Below are 20262 nucleotides of genomic sequence, written 5' to 3' on the forward strand. Positions count from 1 at the left end.
GCATTCACCCCGGGATATTTCGGCCAACACGAAGAGAGGTGATTTTCGCCCCGGTCGAATATCCCGGGGGTCTCTCTGAAAGAGACGGGGGCAGCGCCTCCTCTTACTTCTTCTTCGGACGGAAGGCTTTGATCCGGGCAGGATCGGTCTCGATATAGCCCGCGCCGATCAGGTCGAGGCAATAGGGCACGGCGGCGAAGACCGCATCGAGGCAGGTCGCGATGGCCGAGGGTTTTCCCGGCACCATGATGATCAGCGATTTTCCCGCGATCCCTGCCGACTGGCGCGACAGAATGGCGGTCGGCACTTCGAGCAGCGAGGCGCGGCGCATTTCTTCGCCGAAGCCCGCGAGTTCCTTCTCGATCACGTCGAAGCAGCCCTCGGGCGTCTCGTCGCGCGGCGCGGGACCGGTGCCGCCGGTGATCAGGATCAGATCTGCTTCCGCCTCGACCAGCTCGCGCAGCTTTGCCGCAACGCTCTCGCGCCCATCGGGGATGATGTGACGCTCGATCTCCAGCGGCGAGGTGATCACGCCGCGGAGATAGTCCTCGCAGCCCGGACCGCCCTTGTCCTCGTATTCGCCCCGGGACGCGCGGTCGGAGACGGTGACGATGGCGGCCTTGGGCTGCGAAAAACTCATTTCTTCACTCGCGCGTTGCGGGTTGCGATCAGCTTCAGGCGCAGCGCGTTGAGCTGGATGAAGCCCGCCGCGTCTTTCTGATCGTAGGCACCTGCGTCTTCCTCGAAGGTCACATGGGCCTCGGAATAGAGCGAATAATCCGACCAGCGCGCCACGGTCCGGGCCGCGCCCTTGAAGAGCATCAGCTTCACCGTGCCGGTGACATATTCCTGCGTCTTGTCGATCAGCGCCTGCAGCGCCTCACGCTCGGGCGAGAACCAGAAGCCGTTATAGATCAGCTCGGCATAGCGCGGCATGATCGAATCCTTCAGGTGGCCTGCGCCGCTGTCGAGCGTGATCTGCTCGATGCCGCGGTGGGCCTCCAGCAGGATCGTGCCGCCGGGAGTCTCGTAGACGCCGCGCGACTTCATGCCGACGAAGCGGTTCTCGACGAAATCGAGACGGCCGATGCCGTGCTTTTTGCCGTATTCGTTCAGCTTGGTGAGGATTGTCGCGGGCGACATCGCCTCGCCGTTGATCGAGACCGCGTCACCCTTCTCGAAACCGATCTCGATATATTCGGGCTCGTTCGGAGCCTGCGTGATCGGATCGTCGGTGCGCTGGTAGACGTAATCGGGCGCCATATCTGCCGGGTCTTCCAGCACCTTGCCCTCGGACGAGGTGTGCAGCAGGTTCGCATCGACCGAGAAAGGCGCTTCGCCGCGCTTGTCCTTTGCGATCGGGATCTGGTTGGCCTCGGCGAATTCCAAGAGTTTGGTGCGCGAGGACAGATCCCATTCGCGCCACGGCGCGATCACCTTGATCGACGGGTCGAGCGCATAGGCCGACAGCTCGAAGCGGACCTGATCGTTGCCCTTGCCGGTCGCGCCATGCGCCACCGCATCGGCGCCGTGCTGATGCGCGATCTCGACGAGATGCTTGGAGATCAGCGGGCGCGCGATCGAGGTGCCCAGCAGATAGAGCCCCTCGTAGACCGCATTGGCGCGGAACATCGGAAAGACGAAATCGCGGACGAATTCCTCGCGCGCGTCGAGAATATGGATATTCTCGGGTTTGATGCCGAGCATCTCTGCCTTCTTGCGCGCCGGCTCGAGTTCCTCGCCTTGGCCGAGATCGGCGGTGTAGGTGATGACCTCGCAGCCGTATTCGGTCTGCAGCCATTTCAGGATGATCGAGGTATCGAGGCCGCCCGAATAGGCAAGCACGACTTTCTTGGGCGCGGACATACGGCATCTCCCGGTTTTCTTGTTCCGCGACGGAATAGAAGCTTTTTTTCCAATGAACAAGGGCCGCCCCGAAGGACGGCCCTTTCGCATTGGCTTTAAGCGAGATCAGCTCTCGGTGGACGGATCCACGAGCGGATCGGTGGTTTCCCCGGTCGCGGCGAGATCGCCTTCGACGGTGCCGTCCCCGGTCGTGCCGTCGCCGGTCGCCACATCGCCATCGGCGGGCGGCTCTGCCGTCGCGGTCTCCGGCGGGGGCAGGTCAAGCAGTTGATGCAGATAGGCGAGCGCCTCGGGCGAAAGCTCGCGACCGTTCGAGGCGGCGAGAAGCGCATCGTTTTCGTTCGTAGCGGAGTTCGCGATCTCGGTTTCCAGATCGGTGACCTTCTGCTGCGCAGCGGCCAGATCGGCCTCATAGGTCGTCGCTGCCGCCAGTTCTTCCTCCAGCGGCGCGAGCTGCGCATCATAGCCCTCCGCCTCGGGGTCAAGCGCGTCGATATCAGTTTGGATATCCTCCACGCTGCGGACATCCTGCGATTCAAGTGCCGCCAGCGCATCCTGCGCGTCGGTCAGGTTCTGCTCGGCCTCGGCCGCAGCCAGAACCGTGTCGCGATAGGCTGCGATCCGACCCACCTGGCTGTTCGGCGAGGCGTTGGCGAGCGCTGTCGCGCTGGCATGGGCGGCATTCAGGCCTTTCAGCTCGGAGGCCAGCGCGCCGTGATTGCGCAGCTCATCCTCGCTCAGACTCGGCTTGCCGTTCGGACGCGGCGACTCGTTGACCGCGTATTCGGTCGGGGTGGTCGAGCGTTTCTTCGTCGCGGTCGTGCCGCGCGACGCCGTCTTCACGGTGGAGCGGCTGGTGTGTTGCGACTTGTTGTTAAGTTTGCCGGAGAAGAGATCGTCGAGGAATTTCGCCGGGCCGCCGCCATGCGTGGCAGCTTTGCCGGAATTGCCCGGGCTCGTGGGACGCCCGGCCGATGCGGATTTGCCCGCCGCGCCGGATTTGCCGCCCGCGTGGCCGTTGCCGCCCCCGTTGCCGCCGCCATGGCCACCGCCATTTCCGCCACCGTTCCCACCGCCATTGCCGTTCTTGGCAAACGCGGCATCCGCGCCGGTGAAATGGCTGGTCGCCACCGGGGCGACGACGAAGCTCGCCGCGACAAGGGCGACGATCGAAGTTTTTCTCAGGCGCATGCGGCCCTCCTCTTTTTATTGCTCGCGACACGTTTTCAGCACGAATACCGTCGAAAGTGGGCAAAAAAGCGGCGGCCTTTGCAAAATGCGCAAAGCTTCGCCCAAAGCGCCCCCGGGTTGCGCGTAGTCCCGCCGAACGGCCTTCCCCCTTGCAAGAGCGGTGCAGCTTCGTCATGGCTTTCCTTATGAGTGAGTTCGCCCTTTCCGCCCAAGCCGCCACCCGCGCGCTGCGTGCGCTCTTCGAGCCGACGCCGCTGCAACTCAATGCGCATTTGTCGAAACGCTTCGAGGCGGAGGTCTGGCTCAAGCGCGAGGACCTGACGCCGGTGCGCTCCTACAAGATTCGCGGCGCCTTCACCGCCATGCGGAAATTGCGCGAACGCGACCCGTCGGCGGCGCATTTCGTCTGCGCGAGCGCCGGAAACCATGCGCAGGGCGTGGCCTTCGCCTGTCGGCATTTCGGGGTGAAAGGCACGATCTTTATGCCGGTCACGACGCCGCAGCAGAAAATCGACAAGACCAAGACCTTTGGTGGCGATGCGGTCGAGATCGTTCTGACCGGCGACTATTTCGACGACACGCTCGCCTCGGCGCAGGAATTTTGCCGCGACGCCGGAGCGCATTTCCTCGCCCCGTTCGACGATCCGGATGTGATCGAGGGACAGGCCTCGGTCGGGGTGGAGATCCTCGACCAACTGGGCGGCGCGCCGGATATGGTAATCCTGCCCGTGGGCGGCGGGGGCTTGGCCGCGGGCGTCACCGGCTATCTTCGTGCGACCGCCCCCGGGACGGAATTCCGCTTCGTCGAGCCCTTGGGCGGTGCGAGCCTGACCGCAGCGGTCAAGGCGCATGAGCCCGTGACGATTTCACAGGTGAACAGTTTTGTCGACGGTGCCGCAGTCGCCCGGATCGGCGCGCGTCCCTTTGCGGAGCTTGGCTGGGTCACGCCCGAGCAAGTCCATCTTGCGCCGGAGGATCGCATTTGCATCACGATGCTCGAGATGCTCAATGTCGAAGGCGTTGTATTGGAACCCGCCGGCGCGATGTCGGTCGATATTCTCCCGGAACTGGCCGATACGATCCGCGGCAAGCGCGTGGTCTGCGTGACCTCGGGCGGCAATTTCGATTTCGAGCGGCTGCCGGAAGTGCGCGAACGCGCCCAGCGCTATTCGGGCCTGAAGAAGTATTTCATCCTTCGCCTGCCGCAACGGCCCGGTGCCCTGAAGGATTTCCTTCAGATGCTTGGCCCCGACGACGACATCGCGCGCTTCGAATACCTGAAGAAGTCGGCGCGGAATTTCGGCTCGGTCCTGATCGGGATCGAGACCAAACGCGCCGAGAACTTCACAGAGCTCTTCGCTAAGCTCGACGCCGAGGGCTTCGTTTGGCGCGACATCACCGAAGACGAGACCTTGGCCGAGTTTCTTATTTAACGCCTCCTTTCCGATAGGCCGCCCATCATATGGGGGCGTTAGATTTTCGTTGTCCTTGCACTGCGCCGCATTGATGCGTCCGCAGTTCGATAGTTACGGCCCCGCTTCGGTAGCCGAACCAATTTTCGAACTTTGGCCGTAACCACGCTTGTGATCTTCCGTTCTGCGCAATGCAGCGCTTGGCGCGATCTACCTGGCACCTTACCTATGCGGCCGGGGTGAATTCCGATAGCCGCCCCATGAATTGCAGTTTGGACAAGCTGTAGGTCTCGCGGATCGCGCCCAGATCGACCTCCGCGGAGCGTCCGGCGGCCGCCATGCGCTCTCCTTTCTGACAGGCACCGCCGAAATCGCGAAAGCCGAGATTCCAGGCAGAGCCTTTCAGGAAGTGCAGGTCTTCTTCGACCCGATCGGGGCGCCCGCCAAGCGCCATCACGACGGCCTCGACCTCGTCGAGAAATAGATCCACGACCTCGGAAAAGCCCTCTGCGCCTATTTCAGAGCGCAATTCCTGTACCCGTTCCCAATCAATCATCGCGCCCTCCAGGCCAATCGATCCGACACCACCCGACGCTGACCATAGGGCCGCACCCTTTCGATTTTCTTAACGCCTGAGCCGGCCGGTTTTCACCGAATCTTAGGGACTCTGCGGTTTCATTGGTTGCAGAGGTTTCGGATGATGCAGATGGCGCAAAGACACGAGGTTCCCGTTGGCGCGAGCCGACCACCCTTGGCGGGCACGACGCGGCACGTTCTGGTCGTGGACGACAGCCGGATGCAGCGCCGCATTCTGTCGGCGCAATTGTCGCGCTCCGGCTATCAGGTGAGCGAGGCTGAAAGTGCGGAAGAGGCAATCGCGATCTGCGCCCAGTACGAGCCGGATATCGTGATCTCGGACTGGATGATGTCGGGGATGAGCGGCCCCGAATTCTGCCGTATCTTCCGCGACTTGCCACGACGCAGCTACGGCTATTTCATCCTTCTGACCACCAAGGCCGAGAAGACGGACGTCACGCGCGGTTTGGAAAGCGGGGCCGACGATTTCCTCTCGAAACCAGTCAACGGAGAGGAGCTTCGCGCAAGGCTCAGCGCGGGAACCCGCATTCTCAAGATGCAAGAGGAACTGGCCGAGAAGAACCGACTGCTGCGCGCGGCGCAGGAGGTGATCGACCGCGACCTGCAGGAGGCACGCAAGCTACAGCAGAGCTTGGTGCGGGTACGTCACGCACAGTTCGAAGCGGCGGAGGTCTCGTTGCTCTTGCGACCGGCGGGCCATGTCGGCGGCGACCTCGTCGGGTACTTTCCGATCAACGAACGCCGGGTCGGCCTTTACGGCATCGACGTGTCGGGACATGGCATCACCTCGGCTCTGATGATGGCACGGATCGCGGGCTACTTCTCCGCCGCCACCCCCAGCCAGAACCTCGCAATCTACCGTAACGAACAGGGTGAATTGCGCGGCCGACGCCCGGCGGACCTTGCGCGACATCTCAACGAGCTCGTGCTGAGCGAGATGAACACCGAAACATATTTCACGCTAATCTATGCCGATATCGACCTGCGCACCGGCAAGGCGGAGCTGGTGCAGGCCGGGCACCCCTATCCGGTCCTGCAACGGCGCAATGGTACGGTGGAGTTTCTCGGCGAGGGAGGACTACCGATTGGTCTGATCGAAGGCGCCACCTACGAAACCTTCACCGTTCAACTGACCCCGGGAGACAGGTTGGTTCTGGTCTCGGACGGAATCACCGAAGCCTGTGACCGAGACGGCGAGATGATCGATCAGACCCGACTGGCCCGGATGCTCCGCAAGTTTTCCGGGATGGCGGGCCCAGCGCTGCTGGATGCGATATATCGCGAAACCGAGCAGTTCGCCGAGGGCGAAATCGCGGACGATGTCTCGGCGGGCGTTCTGGAATTTCACGGCCCCGGCAGCACCGCGCGACGATCGGTGCTCGTTTCGGACAATGGCGACTGTGACCCGATTGCAGAAACGACAGGAGGATGAACCACCGCAACTAAGCTCCCACCGAATGAAACGACCCCTGCTTTTCAGCGGCGAAGCACCTGCCGGAAAAACGCGCGCTCGCCTTCATTCGCAAGCAAACCGAGCGCCTCCTCGGGATCGGCCCAATGCGCCGTATGAAACGGCTCCGGCGGGAGGCCGCGCTTCAACACCGGGCGCGCCAGCCAGATCGAACACAGCTTCTCCGCCCAGAACTCGTATTCGGGCATGTAGGTGAAACGCCGATAGGCCCCAACGCGGCGCAACCCGGTGATCGCCCAACCGGTCTCTTCGAAGACCTCACGGTGCAGCGCTTCGATCGGCCCCTCGCCCGGATCGATCCCGCCGCCCGGCAATTGAAACTCCGGCACGGGATGGGACTGATGGGTCAGAAGCACCCTGCCGTCGCGGATCAGGATCGCGTAGGCACCGGGGCGCAAACGATACCGCTGACCGGATTCCACCCGCTCTCCGAACCTCGCGATCATGTGCTCTCCCTTGGGTCTGCGGTTGCCGCGCCTATATTGGGGCTGTATGGCAGGCTCCGCGCTGCCCGAAAACCCCTCTGAGCCTCTCAGGAGCACCATGTCCAAGTTATCCCAAATCGCATGGGACGATACAGTTCTGCCGTTTCAGCTCGACCGCTCTGACATCCGCGGCCGGGTTGCCCGCCTCGACGGCGTGCTAGACACCGTCCTGTCGCAACATGATTACCCCCGCGCGGTCGAAATGCTGGTGGCCGAAGCCGCCCTTCTGACCGCGCTGATCGGCCAGACCGTCAAACTGCGCTGGAAGCTGTCGCTGCAAATCCGCGGCAACGGCCCGATCCGCATCATCGCCACCGACTACTACGCCCCCGAGAAGGAGGGCGCGCCCGCCCGCATCCGCGCATGGGCGAGTTTCGATGACGAGAAGCTCGATCCCAAGGCCGACCCGTTCGAACAGATCGGGCAGGGCTATTTCGCGATCCTGATCGATCAGGGCAAAGGCACGACCCCCTATCAGGGTATCACGCCGCTGACCGAGGGCTCGCTGCGCGCCTGCGCCGAGGCGTATTTCGCGCAATCCGAGCAGCTGCCCACGCGATTCTCGCTGTCCTTCGGGCGCTCGATCCTGCCCGGTCAGGGCGAAAGCTGGCGCGCGGGCGGCGTGATGCTGCAGCATATGCCCCCAGCCTCGCCCTTCGCCGCCCAGGAAGGCTCGGGCGATCAGGGCCTGCTGACCGCCGACGACATCCTCGATGGCGAGGAAGGCGAGAACTGGGCCCGCGCCAATATCCTGCTCGACACGGTCGAGGATATGGAGCTGATCGGCCCGACCGTGCAGCCGACCGAGTTGCTGGTGCGCCTGTTCCACGAAGAGCGGCCGCGCGTCTTTGATCCGCAGCGGGTGGAGTTCGGCTGCACCTGCTCTGCTGACCGCGTGCGTCAGTCGCTCTCGATCTACTCGGCGCGCGACATCGCGCATATGACCACCGATGAGGGTACGGTCACCGCGGACTGCCAGTTCTGCGGCGCGCATTACATATTCGATCCGCTGACGCTTGGCTTCGAGGCGCAGAAGAACCCCGACGGGTCGCTGCGCGAAGCGGGAGGCGAGGGAACGAATGAGTGATCCGCTCGCCCCGGTTCTGGACGCCTTGGCGCGACCGGGGCGGCCCTCTTCGGATTACGATCTGAATCCGGAAGTGATCCTGCCCGAGGGACGCAAGCTGCGGCCCGCGGGCGTTCTCGTCGCCTTCGATACGTTCGGGCCGGAGCCGCGTCTGCATCTGACGAAGCGCAGCTCGCATCTGCGCCACCATCCCGGCCAGATCGCCTTTCCCGGCGGCAAGGTGGATCCCGATGACGAAGGCCCGGTCGGCGCGGCGCTGCGCGAGGCGCATGAAGAGATCGGCCTGCCTCTTGACCATGTCGAGATGCTGGGCACGTTCGCTCCCCATGAGACGGTGACGTCCTTTTTGGTGACGCCGGTGCTCGCACGCATCCATACCCCGTTCGAGGTCATCCCCGAAGCGGGCGAGGTGGCCGAGGCGTTCACCGTGCCGCTGTCGCATATCACGCCCGAGAATTTCCGCGTCGAGTCGCTCCGGTGGCGCGGCACACGGCGCAGCTATTTCGTGGCGCCTTACGGGCCCTATTACATCTGGGGCGCCACCGCGCGTATATTGCGCTCATTGGCGGACCGGATGGCGGGATGAGACTGACCGGAGACTGGATCGAGGCAGAACCGACCCAACGCGTGCTGAAGATGCTCGAAGAGGGCGGGCATCAGGCGCTTCTGGTGGGCGGCTGCGTGCGCAACAGCGCCTTGGGCGCGCCGGTCAACGATATCGACATCGCCAGCGATGCGCGGCCCGAACGGGTGATCGAACTTGCGAAGGCGGCCGGGCTGAAGCCGGTGCCGACCGGGGTCGATCATGGCACGGTCACGGTGGTCGCCGACGGGCATCCGCATGAGGTCACCACCTTCCGCCGCGATGTGGAGACCCATGGGCGGCACGCCACGGTCGCGTTTTCCGACGACATCGCGGAGGACGCGGCGCGGCGCGATTTCACGATGAACGCGCTTTATGCGCGCTCAGACGGCACGGTTCTCGACCCGCTAGGCACGGGGCTGGAGGATCTGGCGGCGCGTCATGTGCGCTTCGTCGGCGAGGCCGAAGAACGCATCCGCGAGGATTACCTGCGTATCCTGCGCTTCTTCCGGTTTACCGCGTGGTATGGGCACGATCTCGACCCTGACGGGCTGGCCGCCTGTGCCGCGAATACCGCTGGAATAGAGACGCTTTCGCGCGAACGCCTTGGCGGCGAGATGCTCAAATTGCTGGCCGCACCCGATCCCGTTCACGCTGTGGCGGCGATGGCGCAATGCGGGGTTCTCACAGCCGTGCTGCCCGGCGCGGACGCGACCGCGCTCGGGCCGCTCGTGCATCTCGAAGATCGCCCAGCGGATCCGATCCGCAGGCTGGCAGCGATTGGCGGCGAGGACGTGGCCGAGCGGCTGCGTCTGTCGAAGAAGGACACACGGCAGCTCGAGGCCCTGCGCGCCTCGCTGTCCGACAGCGACGACCCGGCTGTCCTCGGCTATCGGCTCGGCGCCGACACTGGGGCCGATGCGTTTTTGCTGCGCCATGCGCTGATGGGGCAGGAAATGCCGGAGGGCTGGCAAAACAGGGTCTATTTCGGCGCAAAACAGCAATTTCCGGTGCAAGCGCGGGATCTGATGCCCCGCTATGAGGGCAAGGTGCTGGGAGATACACTGAAAGCTCTCGAGGCGCGCTGGATCGACTCCGGTTTCACGCTGACGCGCGAGGATTTGCTCGCCGCGCTTTGAACCGCGCCGCAATCGACTATATCGGGAGAGGAAAGAGAGACCCATGTTCGATCCCTTCTCCCCCGCCGAAGGCGCCCCGCCGCGCCAGCTTGGCGCCTTCTTCCGCTGGTGCCTCAAGGGCAGCTGGGGCGCGATTGCCGTGGCCAGCTTCGGCACGACCATCGCCGGCGTGATGGAAGTCGTCTCGGCCTGGCTTCTGGGGCAGGTGATCGACGCTGCACTAAACAGCGAACGGGCCGCAGTGATCGGGGCAAATGTCGGGCTTCTCGTCCTGTTCGTCGCGTTCTTCCTGCTGATCCGCCCTCTGACCTTCGGCATCAGTTCTGCCACCAATAACCTGCTGATCAGCCCCAACGTGATGCCGCTCGTGCTTTCGCGGCTGCATCGCTGGACGATGGGCCAGTCGGTCACCTTCTTCGACAACGACTTCGCCGGCCGCATCGCGCAAAAGCAGATGCAGACCGCCCGTGCGGTAACCGACACGGTCACCGAGATCATCAACACCGGCCTCTTCGCGCTGGCCTCGATCATCGGCTCTCTGATCGTTCTGGCCCAGATCGACCGCTGGGGGGCCGTGGGCCTCGTATTCTGGACCTTCGGGCTCTACCTGATCATCCGCCTCTTCCTGCCGCATATCCGCGGACGCTCGCGTGAGCGGGCGTCCGCCCGGGCGATGGTGACGGGGCAGGTCGTCGACACGGTCACCAATATCAAGACGGTAAAGCTGTTCGCCCATGCCGAGCACGAGGATCGCGCGGCGCTGGAGGCAATGCAGAAGTTCCGCCAGAAAACCTATTCCTTCGGCATGGTTCAGAGCCTCTATCGCGTGGTGCAGATGGCCTATGCAGGGATCGTTCCGGTGATGCTGGTCGGCGGCGCGATCTGGCTCTGGTCGCAGGGCGAGGCGACTGCGGGGGCCATTGCCACGTCGGGTGCCATCGCGATCCGGCTGTCGCAGATGTCGGGCTGGGTGAGCCAGGCGTTGATGTCCGTCTGGACCCATATCGGCGAGGCCGAGGATGGGATGCGAACGCTTGCCCATATGCATGACCTGACCGACGCGCCCGATGCCCGGACGTTGCGCCATGTCGAAGGCGAGATCCAGTTCGACAATGTCGACTTCGCCTACGGCCGTCGCAGCGGCGGGATCGCGGATATCAACCTGACCATCGCGGATGGCGAGCGGATCGGGATCGTCGGGGCCTCGGGTGCAGGGAAATCGACGCTCGTTGCGTTGCTGCTAAGGCTCTATGACGCTGAAAAAGGGTCTATTCGGATCGACGGGCAGGATATTCGCGAGGTCACGCAGGAAAGCCTGCGCCGCAATATCGCGATGGTCACGCAGGAAACCGCGATGTTCAATCGCTCGGCGCGGGAGAACATCCTTTACGGCAAGCCCGACGCGACCGAGGAGGAGATGATCGCCGCCGCGAAACAGGCCGAGGCGGATCACTTCATCCGCGGCCTCGCCGATCACGAAGGCAATCGTGGCTACGACTCCAAGCTGGGCGAGCGTGGGGTGAAGCTGTCGGGCGGGCAGCGCCAGCGGATCGCCCTTGCGCGCGCCTTCCTGAAGAACGCGCCGATCCTTGTGCTGGACGAGGCGACCTCGGCACTCGACTCGGAAGTCGAGGCGCAAATCCAAACCGCGCTTCACCGGGTCATGGCGGGCAAGACCGTTCTGGCGATCGCGCACCGCCTCAGCACCATCGCCGAGATGGACCGGATCGTCGTGCTGGAGGAAGGGCGGATCGTCGAACAGGGCAGCCATGACGAATTGCTGGCGATGAACGGCCTCTACGCGCGCTACTGGGCGCGTCAGTCCGGGGGCTTCCTGACCTGCGACGACGCGGAGGATGCGGCGGAATAGGGTCTTTTCTGACCGACGCCACGCCGCTAGAGAATGCGCATGACCTATGAAATCGAGCGACTGTCCCTGCATGCCGACGGCGTGACCCATGGCCCCGAGGGGACCGTGCATGTCGCCATGGCGCTTCCCGGCGAAGTGGTCGAGGGCGAGGTGGTCGACGGCTGCATCGCTCAGCCGAAGATCGTGACGCCCTCGCCCGATCGCGTCAAAGCGCCCTGCCCGCATTACCGCTCCTGCGGGGCCTGCTCGATGCAGCACGCGTCGGAGGCGTTCACCGCAGAATGGAAAATGGACGTGGTACGTCAGGCGCTGACCGCGCGCGATCTGCCCGTGCCGGAGATGACCATCGCGACCTCGCCGCTGAATTCCCGCAGGCGGGCGACGCTGTCGGGGCGGCGCACCAAGAAAGGCACGCTGGTCGGCTTTCACGCCCGCGCCTCGGACACGGTCGTCGAGATTCCGAACTGCCTGATCCTGCGGCCCGAACTGCTGGCCGCGATACCGATGCTGCACGAGGCGACCGCGATCGCAGGCTCGCGCAAAGGCGAGATCGCTTTCACGCTGACGCTTTCGGAGGCAGGTCTGGAACTCGCGGCACAGGGCGGTAAAGACCCTGATACGGCCCAATTCGAGGATTTGTCGGGGCTGGCGCATCGCCACGATCTCGCACGGCTCAGCTGGAACGGGCAGATCATCGCGGGGCGGCGACCGGCGATCCAGCAATTCGGCAAAGCCAAGGTCGTGCCGCCGCCGGGTGCTTTCCTGCAAGCCACCCATCACGGCGAAGCGGTGCTGACCGCCTTCGCCAAGGCGGCGATTGGCGATGCGAAAATGGTGGCCGATCTCTTCGCGGGCTGCGGGACGTTCTCTCTGCCGCTGGCCGAGCTTGCCGAATTGCATGCGGTCGAAGGAGTCGCAGCGATGACCGAAGCGCTCGATCAGGGCTGGCGTCAGTCGCAGGGCCTGCACCGGGTCTCCACCGAGGCGCGCGACCTGTTCCGCCGACCGCTTCTGCCGGACGAACTGGCGAAGTTCGACGCGGTGTTGATCGATCCGCCGCGGGCGGGCGCGCAGGCCCAGATCGCCGAGATCGCGACCTCGAAGCTCAAGCGCCTCGTCCATGTCTCCTGCAATCCTGTGACCTTCGCGCGCGACGCCGAGACGCTGATCGCGGCGGGCTTCACGCTCGATAAACTACTGGTCGTGGATCAGTTCCGGTTTTCCGCTCATGTGGAGCTCGCGGCGCTTTTCACCCGCTAGATGCGAGGCCGAAAATCGGTTAGAAATGTGGCAAAACAGCAGCTTTCGAATACAGGCCGAACATGAATCGTCGAACCCTCCTCTTGGGCGGATGCGCCCTCGCAACGCTGGCCGCCTGCGGCGATTCCAGCAAATTCAAATCCTATAACGGCCCCGCCGTGACCCAGATCCAGCTCTTCAAGTCGCAGCGGATGATGTACCTGCTGCATGGCGACAAGGTGCTGGAAAGCTACAAGGTCGGCCTTGGCGGTGATCCTGTCGGACCGAAGCAATTCGAGGGTGACGGCAAGACGCCGGAAGGGCTCTATTACATCAACCGGCGCAATCCGAATTCTGCCTATTACCTATCGATCGGCATCAGCTATCCGAACCCGCAGCAGGTGGCCTTCGCGGAGTCTCAGGGCAAGAAGCCGGGTGGCGACATCTTCATCCATGGCCGCGACGGCAAGAACAAGGGCAAGGGCCGAGACTGGACCGCTGGCTGCATTGCGGTGAAGGACAAGGAAATCCGCGACATCTACGCGATGGTCCGCGACGGAACGCCGATCTTCATCTTCCCCTGATTGCCCCCCCCGAAAATTACAAAGGGCCCCGCACGGGGCCCTTTTTTGCTTGCGGCGGGTCTTCGGCTCAGTTGCCGGTGACCATCGTCCACCAGATCTTGCCGGAGGGCTCCTGATACCACGAGAAGCCCATCTGGGTCGCCGCCGGGTTCAGGATCACGTCGCGCGTATCCGCGACCTTCATCCAAGCTGCGAGGGTCTCCATCTCGGTTTCGTAGGTCTCGGAGATATTCTCGCCCAGCACCTGCCCCGGATAGCCAGCACGCTGCGCCCGGGTCAGCGGCGAGGAGCCGTCGGAACCCCAGTGCCACGGGCGGTTCTGCGCGGCCATGTCCTTGGAATGCGCGAGTGCCGCCGTCGTCAGTGCGTCATTCAGCACCAGCGGCGCGGCCCCGCGCGCCGAGCGCAGGCTGTTCACAGATTCCAGCACACGCTGCGGGATCACCGAGCGGTCACTCGCGGTGATGTTGTAGACTTTCGGCAGCGGCAGGCCATCGGGGCCAAGCTTCGGCTGCGTGTCGGTCGGCTGGCAGGCTGCCAGAGCCACAGTCGCAGAGATCGCAAATACGGTAGCGCGCAACATCTTTGGTCAGTCCCTCGTTAAACCGTCAATCCGCATTACACGCTTGTACTCAGCCGCGCAAACCCCTCTGTCGATTTGCGGGCCGATCCCCGCCAGTTTGATTTGCCGCGGCCGTGCGATCACATTATATTTATCGCAATCGTCCCCGTCGCGAACCCGGAGCCTGAGATGTCCCACACGCGCAAGCCCTTCGACCGCCGCGCCTTTCTCGGCGCCGCCGCCTGCCTTGGTGCGGGGCTCGCGCTGCCCGCCGGAGCGCAGACGCCCGATGCCGGGCAGGAGCAGTTCGAGACCACGGCCTTCACCAATCAGCGGCGCAATATCTCGAGCTTCCAGAACCGCGACTGGCAGTCCTATTTCTCGAATTTGCGCAACGGCGCGATCCTCGTCGACACCCATTCGCGGGCGCTGCATTACTGGTCAGAGGATCGCTCGATCTACCGGCTCTACCCGACCTCGGTGCCGGTCTCCGAGGAACTCACCCGGCGCGGCCGCACCGAGGTGATCCGCAAGGTGAAGGGGCCGAGCTGGGCGCCGACGCCTTCGATGAAGAAGCGCAATCCGGAATGGCCCGATTACGTGCCACCGGGTCCGGACAACCCGCTGGGCACCCACGCGCTTTACCTATCGTGGCGCTATTACCGCATCCACGGCACCCATGACACGCGCAAGATCGGCCGTAAAAGCTCGAACGGCTGCATCGGGCTTTACAACGAACATATCCAGGAGCTGTTCGGCTTCGCGAAGATCGGAACGCAGGTGCTGCTGATCTGAGGCGCGCCGCTCGACCGACACGGAAAACCCCCGGCTCCGCGTAGGACCGGGGGCTTTTCAATCTGCGTAGTGGTCAGTCGTGTCCACCCGTGGCGTGGGCATGGTCGGACGCGCCGCCCGAGCCATCGCCCGAAGCATCGCTGGCTCCCGAACCGCCCGACAAGCCGTCGAGCTTGCCACGGGCGCTTTGCACCATGACGCCCAGCATCTCGTCTTCGCCGGGCGTGTCGACCGATTGCACGAGGTTTTCCTCGTGATTTTGCGAGTAAATCACGTCGTCTTCCGTCGCCCACGGATTTGCATGGCCGGCCCAGGACGCGCCAGCATAGAGCGCCGCCAGAGCGGCCAGTCCGATAGTCTTGATCATTCTCGTTCCTTTCTGCTCTGCGCGTCCCGATCGTTGCCGGTCCGCAGGATGCGCCTTCACGGCGATCCCCTTCCCCAACGTCAGGAACATATAGGAAGAGAGCCCCACTAATCTGTGAGACAGGTCGTCGCAGATTGCGAAAGTCGTATCAGTCCAGCCAACCGGCGAGGTTTTCCTGCACGACGTCCATCAGTGCCTTGATGTGCAGATCGTCGTCGTTGAGGCAGGGGACATAGGTGAATTTCTCGCCGCCCGCATGCTCGAACGCCTCGCGGATTTCGCCGTTGATCTCCTCGAGCGTCTCGATGCAATCCGCGCTGAAGGCGGGCGAGATCACCGCGATATTCTTCTTCCCGGCCTTCGCCAGTTCCGCCACATGCTCGACGGTGTAGGGCTTGAGCCATTCCTCGGGACCGAAGACCGACTGGAAGGTGGTGTCGATTCCGTCCTTGTCCCAGCCGAGCCGTTCGCGCAGCAGGCGCGAGGTCTTTTGGCACTGACAGTGGTAGGGGTCGCCCTCCATCAGGTAGCGCTTGGGCATCCCGTGATAGGACGCGACCAGCACGTCGGGCTTTTCGTCCAGCGTCGCATAGACCCGCTCCACCGATTGCGCGAGAGCGTCGATATAGGAGGGCCTGTCGAAATATTCAGGCGCGACGCGGGCGGCGGGCTGGCGCTTCTGCTTCATCAGCGCGCGGAAGAACTGGTCGTTCGCGGTGGCCGAGGTTGCCCCTGCATATTGCGGATAAAGCGGCAGGAACAGGATCTTCTCGCAGCCTTGCTCGACCATCTTGTCGACCACCGACTGGGTCGAGGGGTTGCCGTAGCGCATGCAGTAATCGACGACGACTTCCTGCCCGTAGCGCGCCGAGACCGCATCGCGCAGCTTTGCGACCTGCTGCTTGGTAATCGTCATCAGCGGGCTTTCGTCGGCCTCGTTGTTCCAGATCGTTTTGTAGTTCGCGCCGGAGGTGAAAGGCCGCCGCGACAGGATGATCAGCTGCAGCAGCGGCTGCCACTTCCATGCCGGATAATCGATCACACGCCGGTCCGAGAGGAACTCGTTCAGGTAGCGGCGCATCGACCAGTAATCGGTATTGTCCGGGGTTCCGAGGTTGGCGACGAGCAGACCGATCTTCGCTTCCTTGACGGGCGGATGATCGGCGGGGGCGTGGGCAAGGCGCGGATTTGCGGCGTTGGTCATCGTGTCACTGTCCTGTCGTCAATTATCGCGGAACTTCCACCCGACTTAACGGGTTTCCCGATCTGTGCCAATGCGGCCTATTCAACCGGGACAGGATCACTTACGGTCTTCACATGGCAATGGATGACATGACCGGGAAAAAACCGGCACCGCCCGCGCTCGACCCGTCACGGGACGCGCTGTTCCTCGATTTCGACGGATGTCTCGTGGATATCGCGCCGCGCCCGGACGCGGTGATCGTGCCGCGCGATCTGCCCGGCATCCTGACCAAGCTGTCAGAGGCGCTCGACAGCGCGCTCGCGGTCGTCTCGGGGCGGTCGCTGCACGAACTGGAACGGTTTCTCGAGGGGTTCGAAGGCCTGATGGTCGGATCGCACGGCTCGGAGGCGCGCGGGATGGAGCCGCCGATGGCCGAGGCGCCGCAGCATCTGGGCGCAGTGAAAGAGGATCTGGCGGGCTTCGCGCAGGAGCATGATCTCATCTTCGAGGACAAGAGCCACGGCGCCGCGATCCATTTCCGCTCCAACCCCGCCAAGCAGGGTCAGGTCGAAGCCTTCACCGAGGCGCTGACCGAGCGCTATGACGGCTTCATGATCCAGCCCGCGAAGATGGCCGTCGAAATCCGCCCCCAGGGGTTCTCGAAGGACGGCGCCTTGGCGATCCTGTCCGACCTCGTGCAGTTCGACGGGCGCAAGCCGGTCTATGCGGGCGACGACACGACGGACGAGCCCGCGCTGGCCTGGGCCGAGGAACATGGCGGCTTCGGAATCAAGGTCGGCGACGGAGAGAGCGTCGCACGCTATCACCTCGCCGCACCGACGAATGTGCGCGACTGGCTGGCCGCCGCGTTGCGCGTTGAATGAGGAACGTCACATGGGTCGCCTGATCTGCATCTCGAACCGTATTCCGACCGGGGCCAATCCTTCGGGCGGGCTGGTCGTGGCGCTTGGCGATGTGCTGGAGGAGACCGGCGGCATCTGGATCGGCACCTCCGGCGAAATCGCGGAGAAGCCCGCCGCGGAGCTGCGCGAGATCGAGGGCGGGCCGTTCAGGCGCTACTGCTTCGATCTGACCCAGGAAGAGCAGGACAACTATTACGCGGGCTATTCCAATTCGGTCCTTTGGCCGCTGTTCCACGGGCGCGCCGATCTGATGGATATCCACCACCTCTATCTGGGCGTCTACAAGCAGGTGAATCGGCGGATCGCGAAGCTCGTGGCGCCGTTTCTCAAGCCCGACGACCGGATCTGGGTGCAGGATTACCACCTGCTGCCGCTGGCCTACGAGCTGCGCCTGATGGGCGCGACCAACCCGATCGGTTTCTTCCTTCACACGCCCTTCCCCGGGCCGACCGCGATGCAGGCGCTGCCCAACGGGCGCGAAGTCTGCCAGTGGATCGCGAATTACGACCTCGTGGGGCTGCAGGCAGAGCGCGACGTGCGGGCCTGCCTCCACTCGATGATCGAGATCGCCGGGGCTTCCGATCTGGGCGCGGGCTATGTGCATCTCTCGCCGCGCCAATGTCGGATCGCCGCCTTCCCGATTTCGATTGATGCGCGGGAATTCCAGGACCTGGCAGAGGCCGAGTTCGAGAACCTCCCCGCCGGGATCGTGAAGGATCATCGCCGGCTGGTGATAGGCGTCGACCGGCTGGATTATTCCAAGGGCGTTCCGCACCGCTTCCGTGCCTTCGGCGAATTTCTGGAGCGGCACGAGGATTGGCATCGCCACGTCTCGCTGCTGCAGATCTCACCGCCGACCCGCGAGGGCGTGCAGGCCTATGACGATATCCGCGAAGAGACCGAGCATCTCTCGGGCCGCATCAACGGCCAATTCGCAGACATCCAGTGGGTCCCGATCCGCTTTATCAACCGGCCGGTGCCGCGCGAGGTTCTGGCGGGGCTCTATCGCGCCTCGCATGTCGCGCTGGTGACGCCGCTGATGGACGGGATGAACCTCGTCGCGAAGGAGTTCATCGCAGCACAGAACCCTGACGATCCAGGCGTGCTGATGCTGTCGCAATTTGCCGGCGCGGCCGAGCAGATGGACGCGGCGCTGATGGTGAACCCGCACGACCCGGAACAGGTCGCGACCTCGATGCTGACTGCGCTGATGATGTCGCGCGGCGAGCGGCGGGAACGCTACCGGTCGCTGATGGAAGGGCTGACCACTTATGACGTGCATTGGTGGTCGAAGTCCTTCCTCGACGCGCTAGGCTGAGCCGGGCTTGTCGCCGCTCGGCCGCTCGGTCGTTCCAAGCGCATCTGCGAGCCGCTGCGCCGCCGATCCCGGGCGCAACGGTTTCTGCTGATCGGGATGCGGCTTCCAGCCGGTGAGCCAGACCATGTCGAAGGTCGCGCGCACCCGGCCATCGGGCTCCTGATAAGTTTCGATATAAAGACGCAACGCCTCGGCCAGCACATCGCGGCGCAGGAAGCGGCGATCACGGGCGGCGAGCGCATTGGTCTCGCCCATCGCGCGCAGGTCCGAAAGAAGGCGCAGCGGCGTCTCGTAGGTCACCTTGCGCGTCACCGCATCGGCGACCGGCAGCGCCAACCCGGCCCGCTGGATCAGCGCGCCGAGATCGCGGATTTCGCCCATCGGCACGATCCGCGGGCTCAAGCCTCCGGTGATCGTGGCTTCGGCCTGCGCCAGCGCAGCGCGCAGCTCGTTGAGCGTCTGGCCGCCGAACATCACGCCGATGAACAGCCCGTCGGGTTTCAGCGCACGCGACGCCTGCACCAGCTGTCCGACCGGATCGTTCGCCCAATGCAGACACAGCGCGTGCACCACCAGATCATGCGCGCCTTCCTCGAGATCGAGCACATCCGTATCGGCCACCACCTTCGCGTCGGGAAGGATTTCGAGCCAAGGTTCGGGAAAAGCGGAGATCAGGGCCGGCTCCGTAAAGGTCCTGTTAACCTCTAGCAGTCTTTCCTCGAGCTCAGCCGCCGCGTCCTCGTGCAGGAACAGCTCGGGCGCGCGGGCGGCGCGTTTCCTGTGGCGCTCGAGCGCCTCGCGGTCGGTCAGAAGGGGCGGCGTATCCATGGCAGATACCCTTAACGAGGTTCGGGGCCGGATGCTAGCGGCGGGACGTCTGGGATTGCGCACCCTCTTCCCGCCGCGCTGCATCGCCTGCGGCGACGCGGTGGGCACCGATTTTGGCCTCTGTAGCGCCTGCTGGTCGGATGCCACTTTCGCGCGCGGCACGGTCTGCGACGCCTGCGGTACGCCCCTGCCCGGAGAAAGCGAGACCGCCATCCTTTGCGACGACTGCCTCACCCATCCGCGCCCATGGGCGCAGGGCCGCACGGTGATGCACTACTCTGGCACCGGGCGCGATCTGGTACTGGCGCTGAAACATGGCGACCGGCTCGATCTGGTGCCGCCGCTGACCGACTGGATGGCACGCGCCGCCGCGCCGCTTCTGACACCCGACACGCTGATCGCGCCGATCCCGCTGCATCGGCTGCGACTGCTGCGACGACGCTACAACCAAGCGGCGGAACTCGCGCGCGCGCTGGCCCGGCGCACCGGGCACGCCTATTGCGCCGATCTCTTCAACCGCACCCGCGCCACCGCGAGCCAGAAAGGCAAAAGCCGCGAGGAGCGCCGCACCAATCTCGACGGTGCGATCACCGTCGCGCCGCGCCACGCCGCGCTGCTGCAGGGGCACCCGCTTCTCATCGTCGATGACGTGATGACTTCGGGGGCCACGCTTTCCGCTGCGACGGAGGCAGCGCGAAATGCCGGGGCAGAGCGGATCTGCGCTGTGACACTGGCACGCGTTGCGAAGGCGCCCTAAATCCC

At 64.2% G+C, this 20262-nt stretch carries 21 protein-coding genes; 12 read left to right on the plus strand and 9 right to left on the minus strand.

From position 1 onward, the window contains the following. Positions 1-103: 103 nt before the first annotated feature. The 3 genes from mog to B6V75_RS12320 all read right to left on the minus strand — a co-directional run bounded on the left by mog (position 104) and on the right by B6V75_RS12320 (position 3057). The gene (mog, locus tag B6V75_RS12310; protein WP_088719894.1) at positions 104-640 is read right to left on the minus strand and encodes a molybdopterin adenylyltransferase; all 537 of its coding nucleotides are present in this window, start codon (positions 638-640) and stop codon (positions 104-106) included. Next, positions 637-1866 carry an argininosuccinate synthase gene (locus B6V75_RS12315; RefSeq protein WP_075775222.1) on the minus strand — a complete coding sequence of 410 codons (1230 nt, stop codon included), beginning with the start codon at positions 1864-1866 and terminating at the stop codon, positions 637-639. Before B6V75_RS12315 ends, mog begins: the two co-directional genes overlap by 4 nt. Before the next feature lie 105 nt (positions 1867-1971). After that, a complete protein-coding gene (locus B6V75_RS12320; protein WP_088719895.1) occupies positions 1972-3057 on the minus strand; it encodes a hypothetical protein in 1086 nt (361 codons plus the stop codon). 185 nt (positions 3058-3242) lie between these two features. On the opposite strand from B6V75_RS12320, the gene ilvA reads away from it, so the two are divergent. Further along, positions 3243-4490 (plus strand): threonine ammonia-lyase IlvA, encoded by a 1248-nt coding sequence (ilvA, locus tag B6V75_RS12325; protein WP_075775456.1) that lies wholly within the window; start codon positions 3243-3245, stop codon positions 4488-4490. Positions 4491-4695: 205 nt separating this feature from the next. Here ilvA and B6V75_RS12330 read toward each other — a convergent pair whose 3' ends face one another. After that, a complete protein-coding gene (locus tag B6V75_RS12330) occupies positions 4696-5025 on the minus strand; it encodes a histidine kinase (protein WP_075775220.1) in 330 nt (109 codons plus the stop codon). A 150-nt stretch (positions 5026-5175) separates the two neighbouring features. On the opposite strand from B6V75_RS12330, the gene B6V75_RS12335 reads away from it, so the two are divergent. Beyond that, positions 5176-6498 (plus strand): SpoIIE family protein phosphatase, encoded by a 1323-nt coding sequence (locus B6V75_RS12335; protein ID WP_088720039.1) that lies wholly within the window; start codon positions 5176-5178, stop codon positions 6496-6498. Positions 6499-6542: 44 nt separating this feature from the next. Here the strand turns inward: B6V75_RS12335 and B6V75_RS12340 are convergent, their stop codons facing one another. Next, a complete protein-coding gene (locus tag B6V75_RS12340) occupies positions 6543-6983 on the minus strand; it encodes an NUDIX hydrolase (protein ID WP_088719896.1) in 441 nt (146 codons plus the stop codon). 97 nt (positions 6984-7080) lie between these two features. On the opposite strand from B6V75_RS12340, the gene B6V75_RS12345 reads away from it, so the two are divergent. From B6V75_RS12345 to B6V75_RS12370, 6 genes are all read left to right on the plus strand, one after another. Next, positions 7081-8109 (plus strand): Hsp33 family molecular chaperone HslO, encoded by a 1029-nt coding sequence (locus B6V75_RS12345; RefSeq protein WP_075775217.1) that lies wholly within the window; start codon positions 7081-7083, stop codon positions 8107-8109. Further along, positions 8102-8695 (plus strand): CoA pyrophosphatase, encoded by a 594-nt coding sequence (locus B6V75_RS12350; RefSeq protein WP_088719897.1) that lies wholly within the window; start codon positions 8102-8104, stop codon positions 8693-8695. Before B6V75_RS12345 ends, B6V75_RS12350 begins: the two co-directional genes overlap by 8 nt. Continuing rightward, positions 8692-9831, plus strand: a complete 1140-nt coding sequence (locus B6V75_RS12355; RefSeq protein WP_088719898.1) for a CCA tRNA nucleotidyltransferase — start codon at positions 8692-8694, stop codon at positions 9829-9831. The genes B6V75_RS12350 and B6V75_RS12355 overlap by 4 nt, the downstream gene beginning before the upstream one ends. Positions 9832-9874: 43 nt before the next feature. After that, positions 9875-11701, plus strand: a complete 1827-nt coding sequence (locus B6V75_RS12360) for an ABC transporter ATP-binding protein (RefSeq protein WP_088719899.1) — start codon at positions 9875-9877, stop codon at positions 11699-11701. 39 nt (positions 11702-11740) lie between these two features. After that, positions 11741-12961, plus strand: coding sequence for a class I SAM-dependent RNA methyltransferase (locus B6V75_RS12365; protein ID WP_088719900.1), 1221 nt, complete (start codon positions 11741-11743; stop codon positions 12959-12961). Between the two features lie 62 nt (positions 12962-13023). Further along, entirely contained in the window at positions 13024-13524 is a 501-nt protein-coding gene (locus B6V75_RS12370) for a L,D-transpeptidase family protein (RefSeq protein ID WP_075775212.1), read from the plus strand. Between the two features lie 67 nt (positions 13525-13591). On the opposite strand, the gene B6V75_RS12375 is transcribed toward B6V75_RS12370, so the two are convergent. Beyond that, a complete protein-coding gene (locus B6V75_RS12375; RefSeq protein WP_075775211.1) occupies positions 13592-14107 on the minus strand; it encodes a CAP domain-containing protein in 516 nt (171 codons plus the stop codon). 168 nt (positions 14108-14275) lie between these two features. Here B6V75_RS12375 and B6V75_RS12380 point away from each other — a divergent pair, with 168 nt between their 5' ends. Beyond that, positions 14276-14881: a L,D-transpeptidase gene (locus B6V75_RS12380; RefSeq protein ID WP_075775210.1), complete on the plus strand. Its 606-nt coding sequence runs from the start codon at positions 14276-14278 to the stop codon at positions 14879-14881. A 73-nt stretch (positions 14882-14954) separates the two neighbouring features. On the opposite strand, the gene B6V75_RS12385 is transcribed toward B6V75_RS12380, so the two are convergent. Both B6V75_RS12385 and hemH read right to left on the minus strand, forming a co-directional pair. Further along, on the minus strand, positions 14955-15248 hold the full coding sequence (locus B6V75_RS12385; protein WP_088719901.1) for a hypothetical protein: 294 nt from the start codon (positions 15246-15248) through the stop codon (positions 14955-14957). Between the two features lie 148 nt (positions 15249-15396). Next, the gene (hemH, locus tag B6V75_RS12390; RefSeq protein ID WP_075775208.1) at positions 15397-16452 is read right to left on the minus strand and encodes a ferrochelatase; all 1056 of its coding nucleotides are present in this window, start codon (positions 16450-16452) and stop codon (positions 15397-15399) included. A gap of 113 nt (positions 16453-16565) precedes the next feature. Between hemH and otsB the strand changes: the two genes are divergently transcribed. After that, positions 16566-17315 (plus strand): trehalose-phosphatase, encoded by a 750-nt coding sequence (gene otsB / locus B6V75_RS12395; RefSeq protein ID WP_088719902.1) that lies wholly within the window; start codon positions 16566-16568, stop codon positions 17313-17315. 10 nt (positions 17316-17325) lie between these two features. Continuing rightward, positions 17326-18672, plus strand: a complete 1347-nt coding sequence (locus B6V75_RS12400) for a trehalose-6-phosphate synthase (RefSeq protein WP_088719903.1) — start codon at positions 17326-17328, stop codon at positions 18670-18672. On the opposite strand, the gene B6V75_RS12405 is transcribed toward B6V75_RS12400, so the two are convergent. Then, complete coding sequence (locus B6V75_RS12405) at positions 18664-19500, minus strand: methyltransferase domain-containing protein (RefSeq protein ID WP_088719904.1); 837 nt, start codon at positions 19498-19500, stop codon at positions 18664-18666. The genes B6V75_RS12400 and B6V75_RS12405 overlap by 9 nt on opposite strands. Between B6V75_RS12405 and B6V75_RS12410 the strand changes: the two genes are divergently transcribed. After that, a complete protein-coding gene (locus B6V75_RS12410) occupies positions 19499-20257 on the plus strand; it encodes a ComF family protein (RefSeq protein ID WP_240496956.1) in 759 nt (252 codons plus the stop codon). The genes B6V75_RS12405 and B6V75_RS12410 overlap by 2 nt on opposite strands. The last annotated feature ends 5 nt before the right edge of the window (positions 20258-20262 follow it).

Origin of the sequence: Thioclava sp. F1Mire-8, from assembly GCF_002213165.1 — a bacterium.
Classification (GTDB): domain Bacteria; phylum Pseudomonadota; class Alphaproteobacteria; order Rhodobacterales; family Rhodobacteraceae; genus Thioclava; species Thioclava nitratireducens.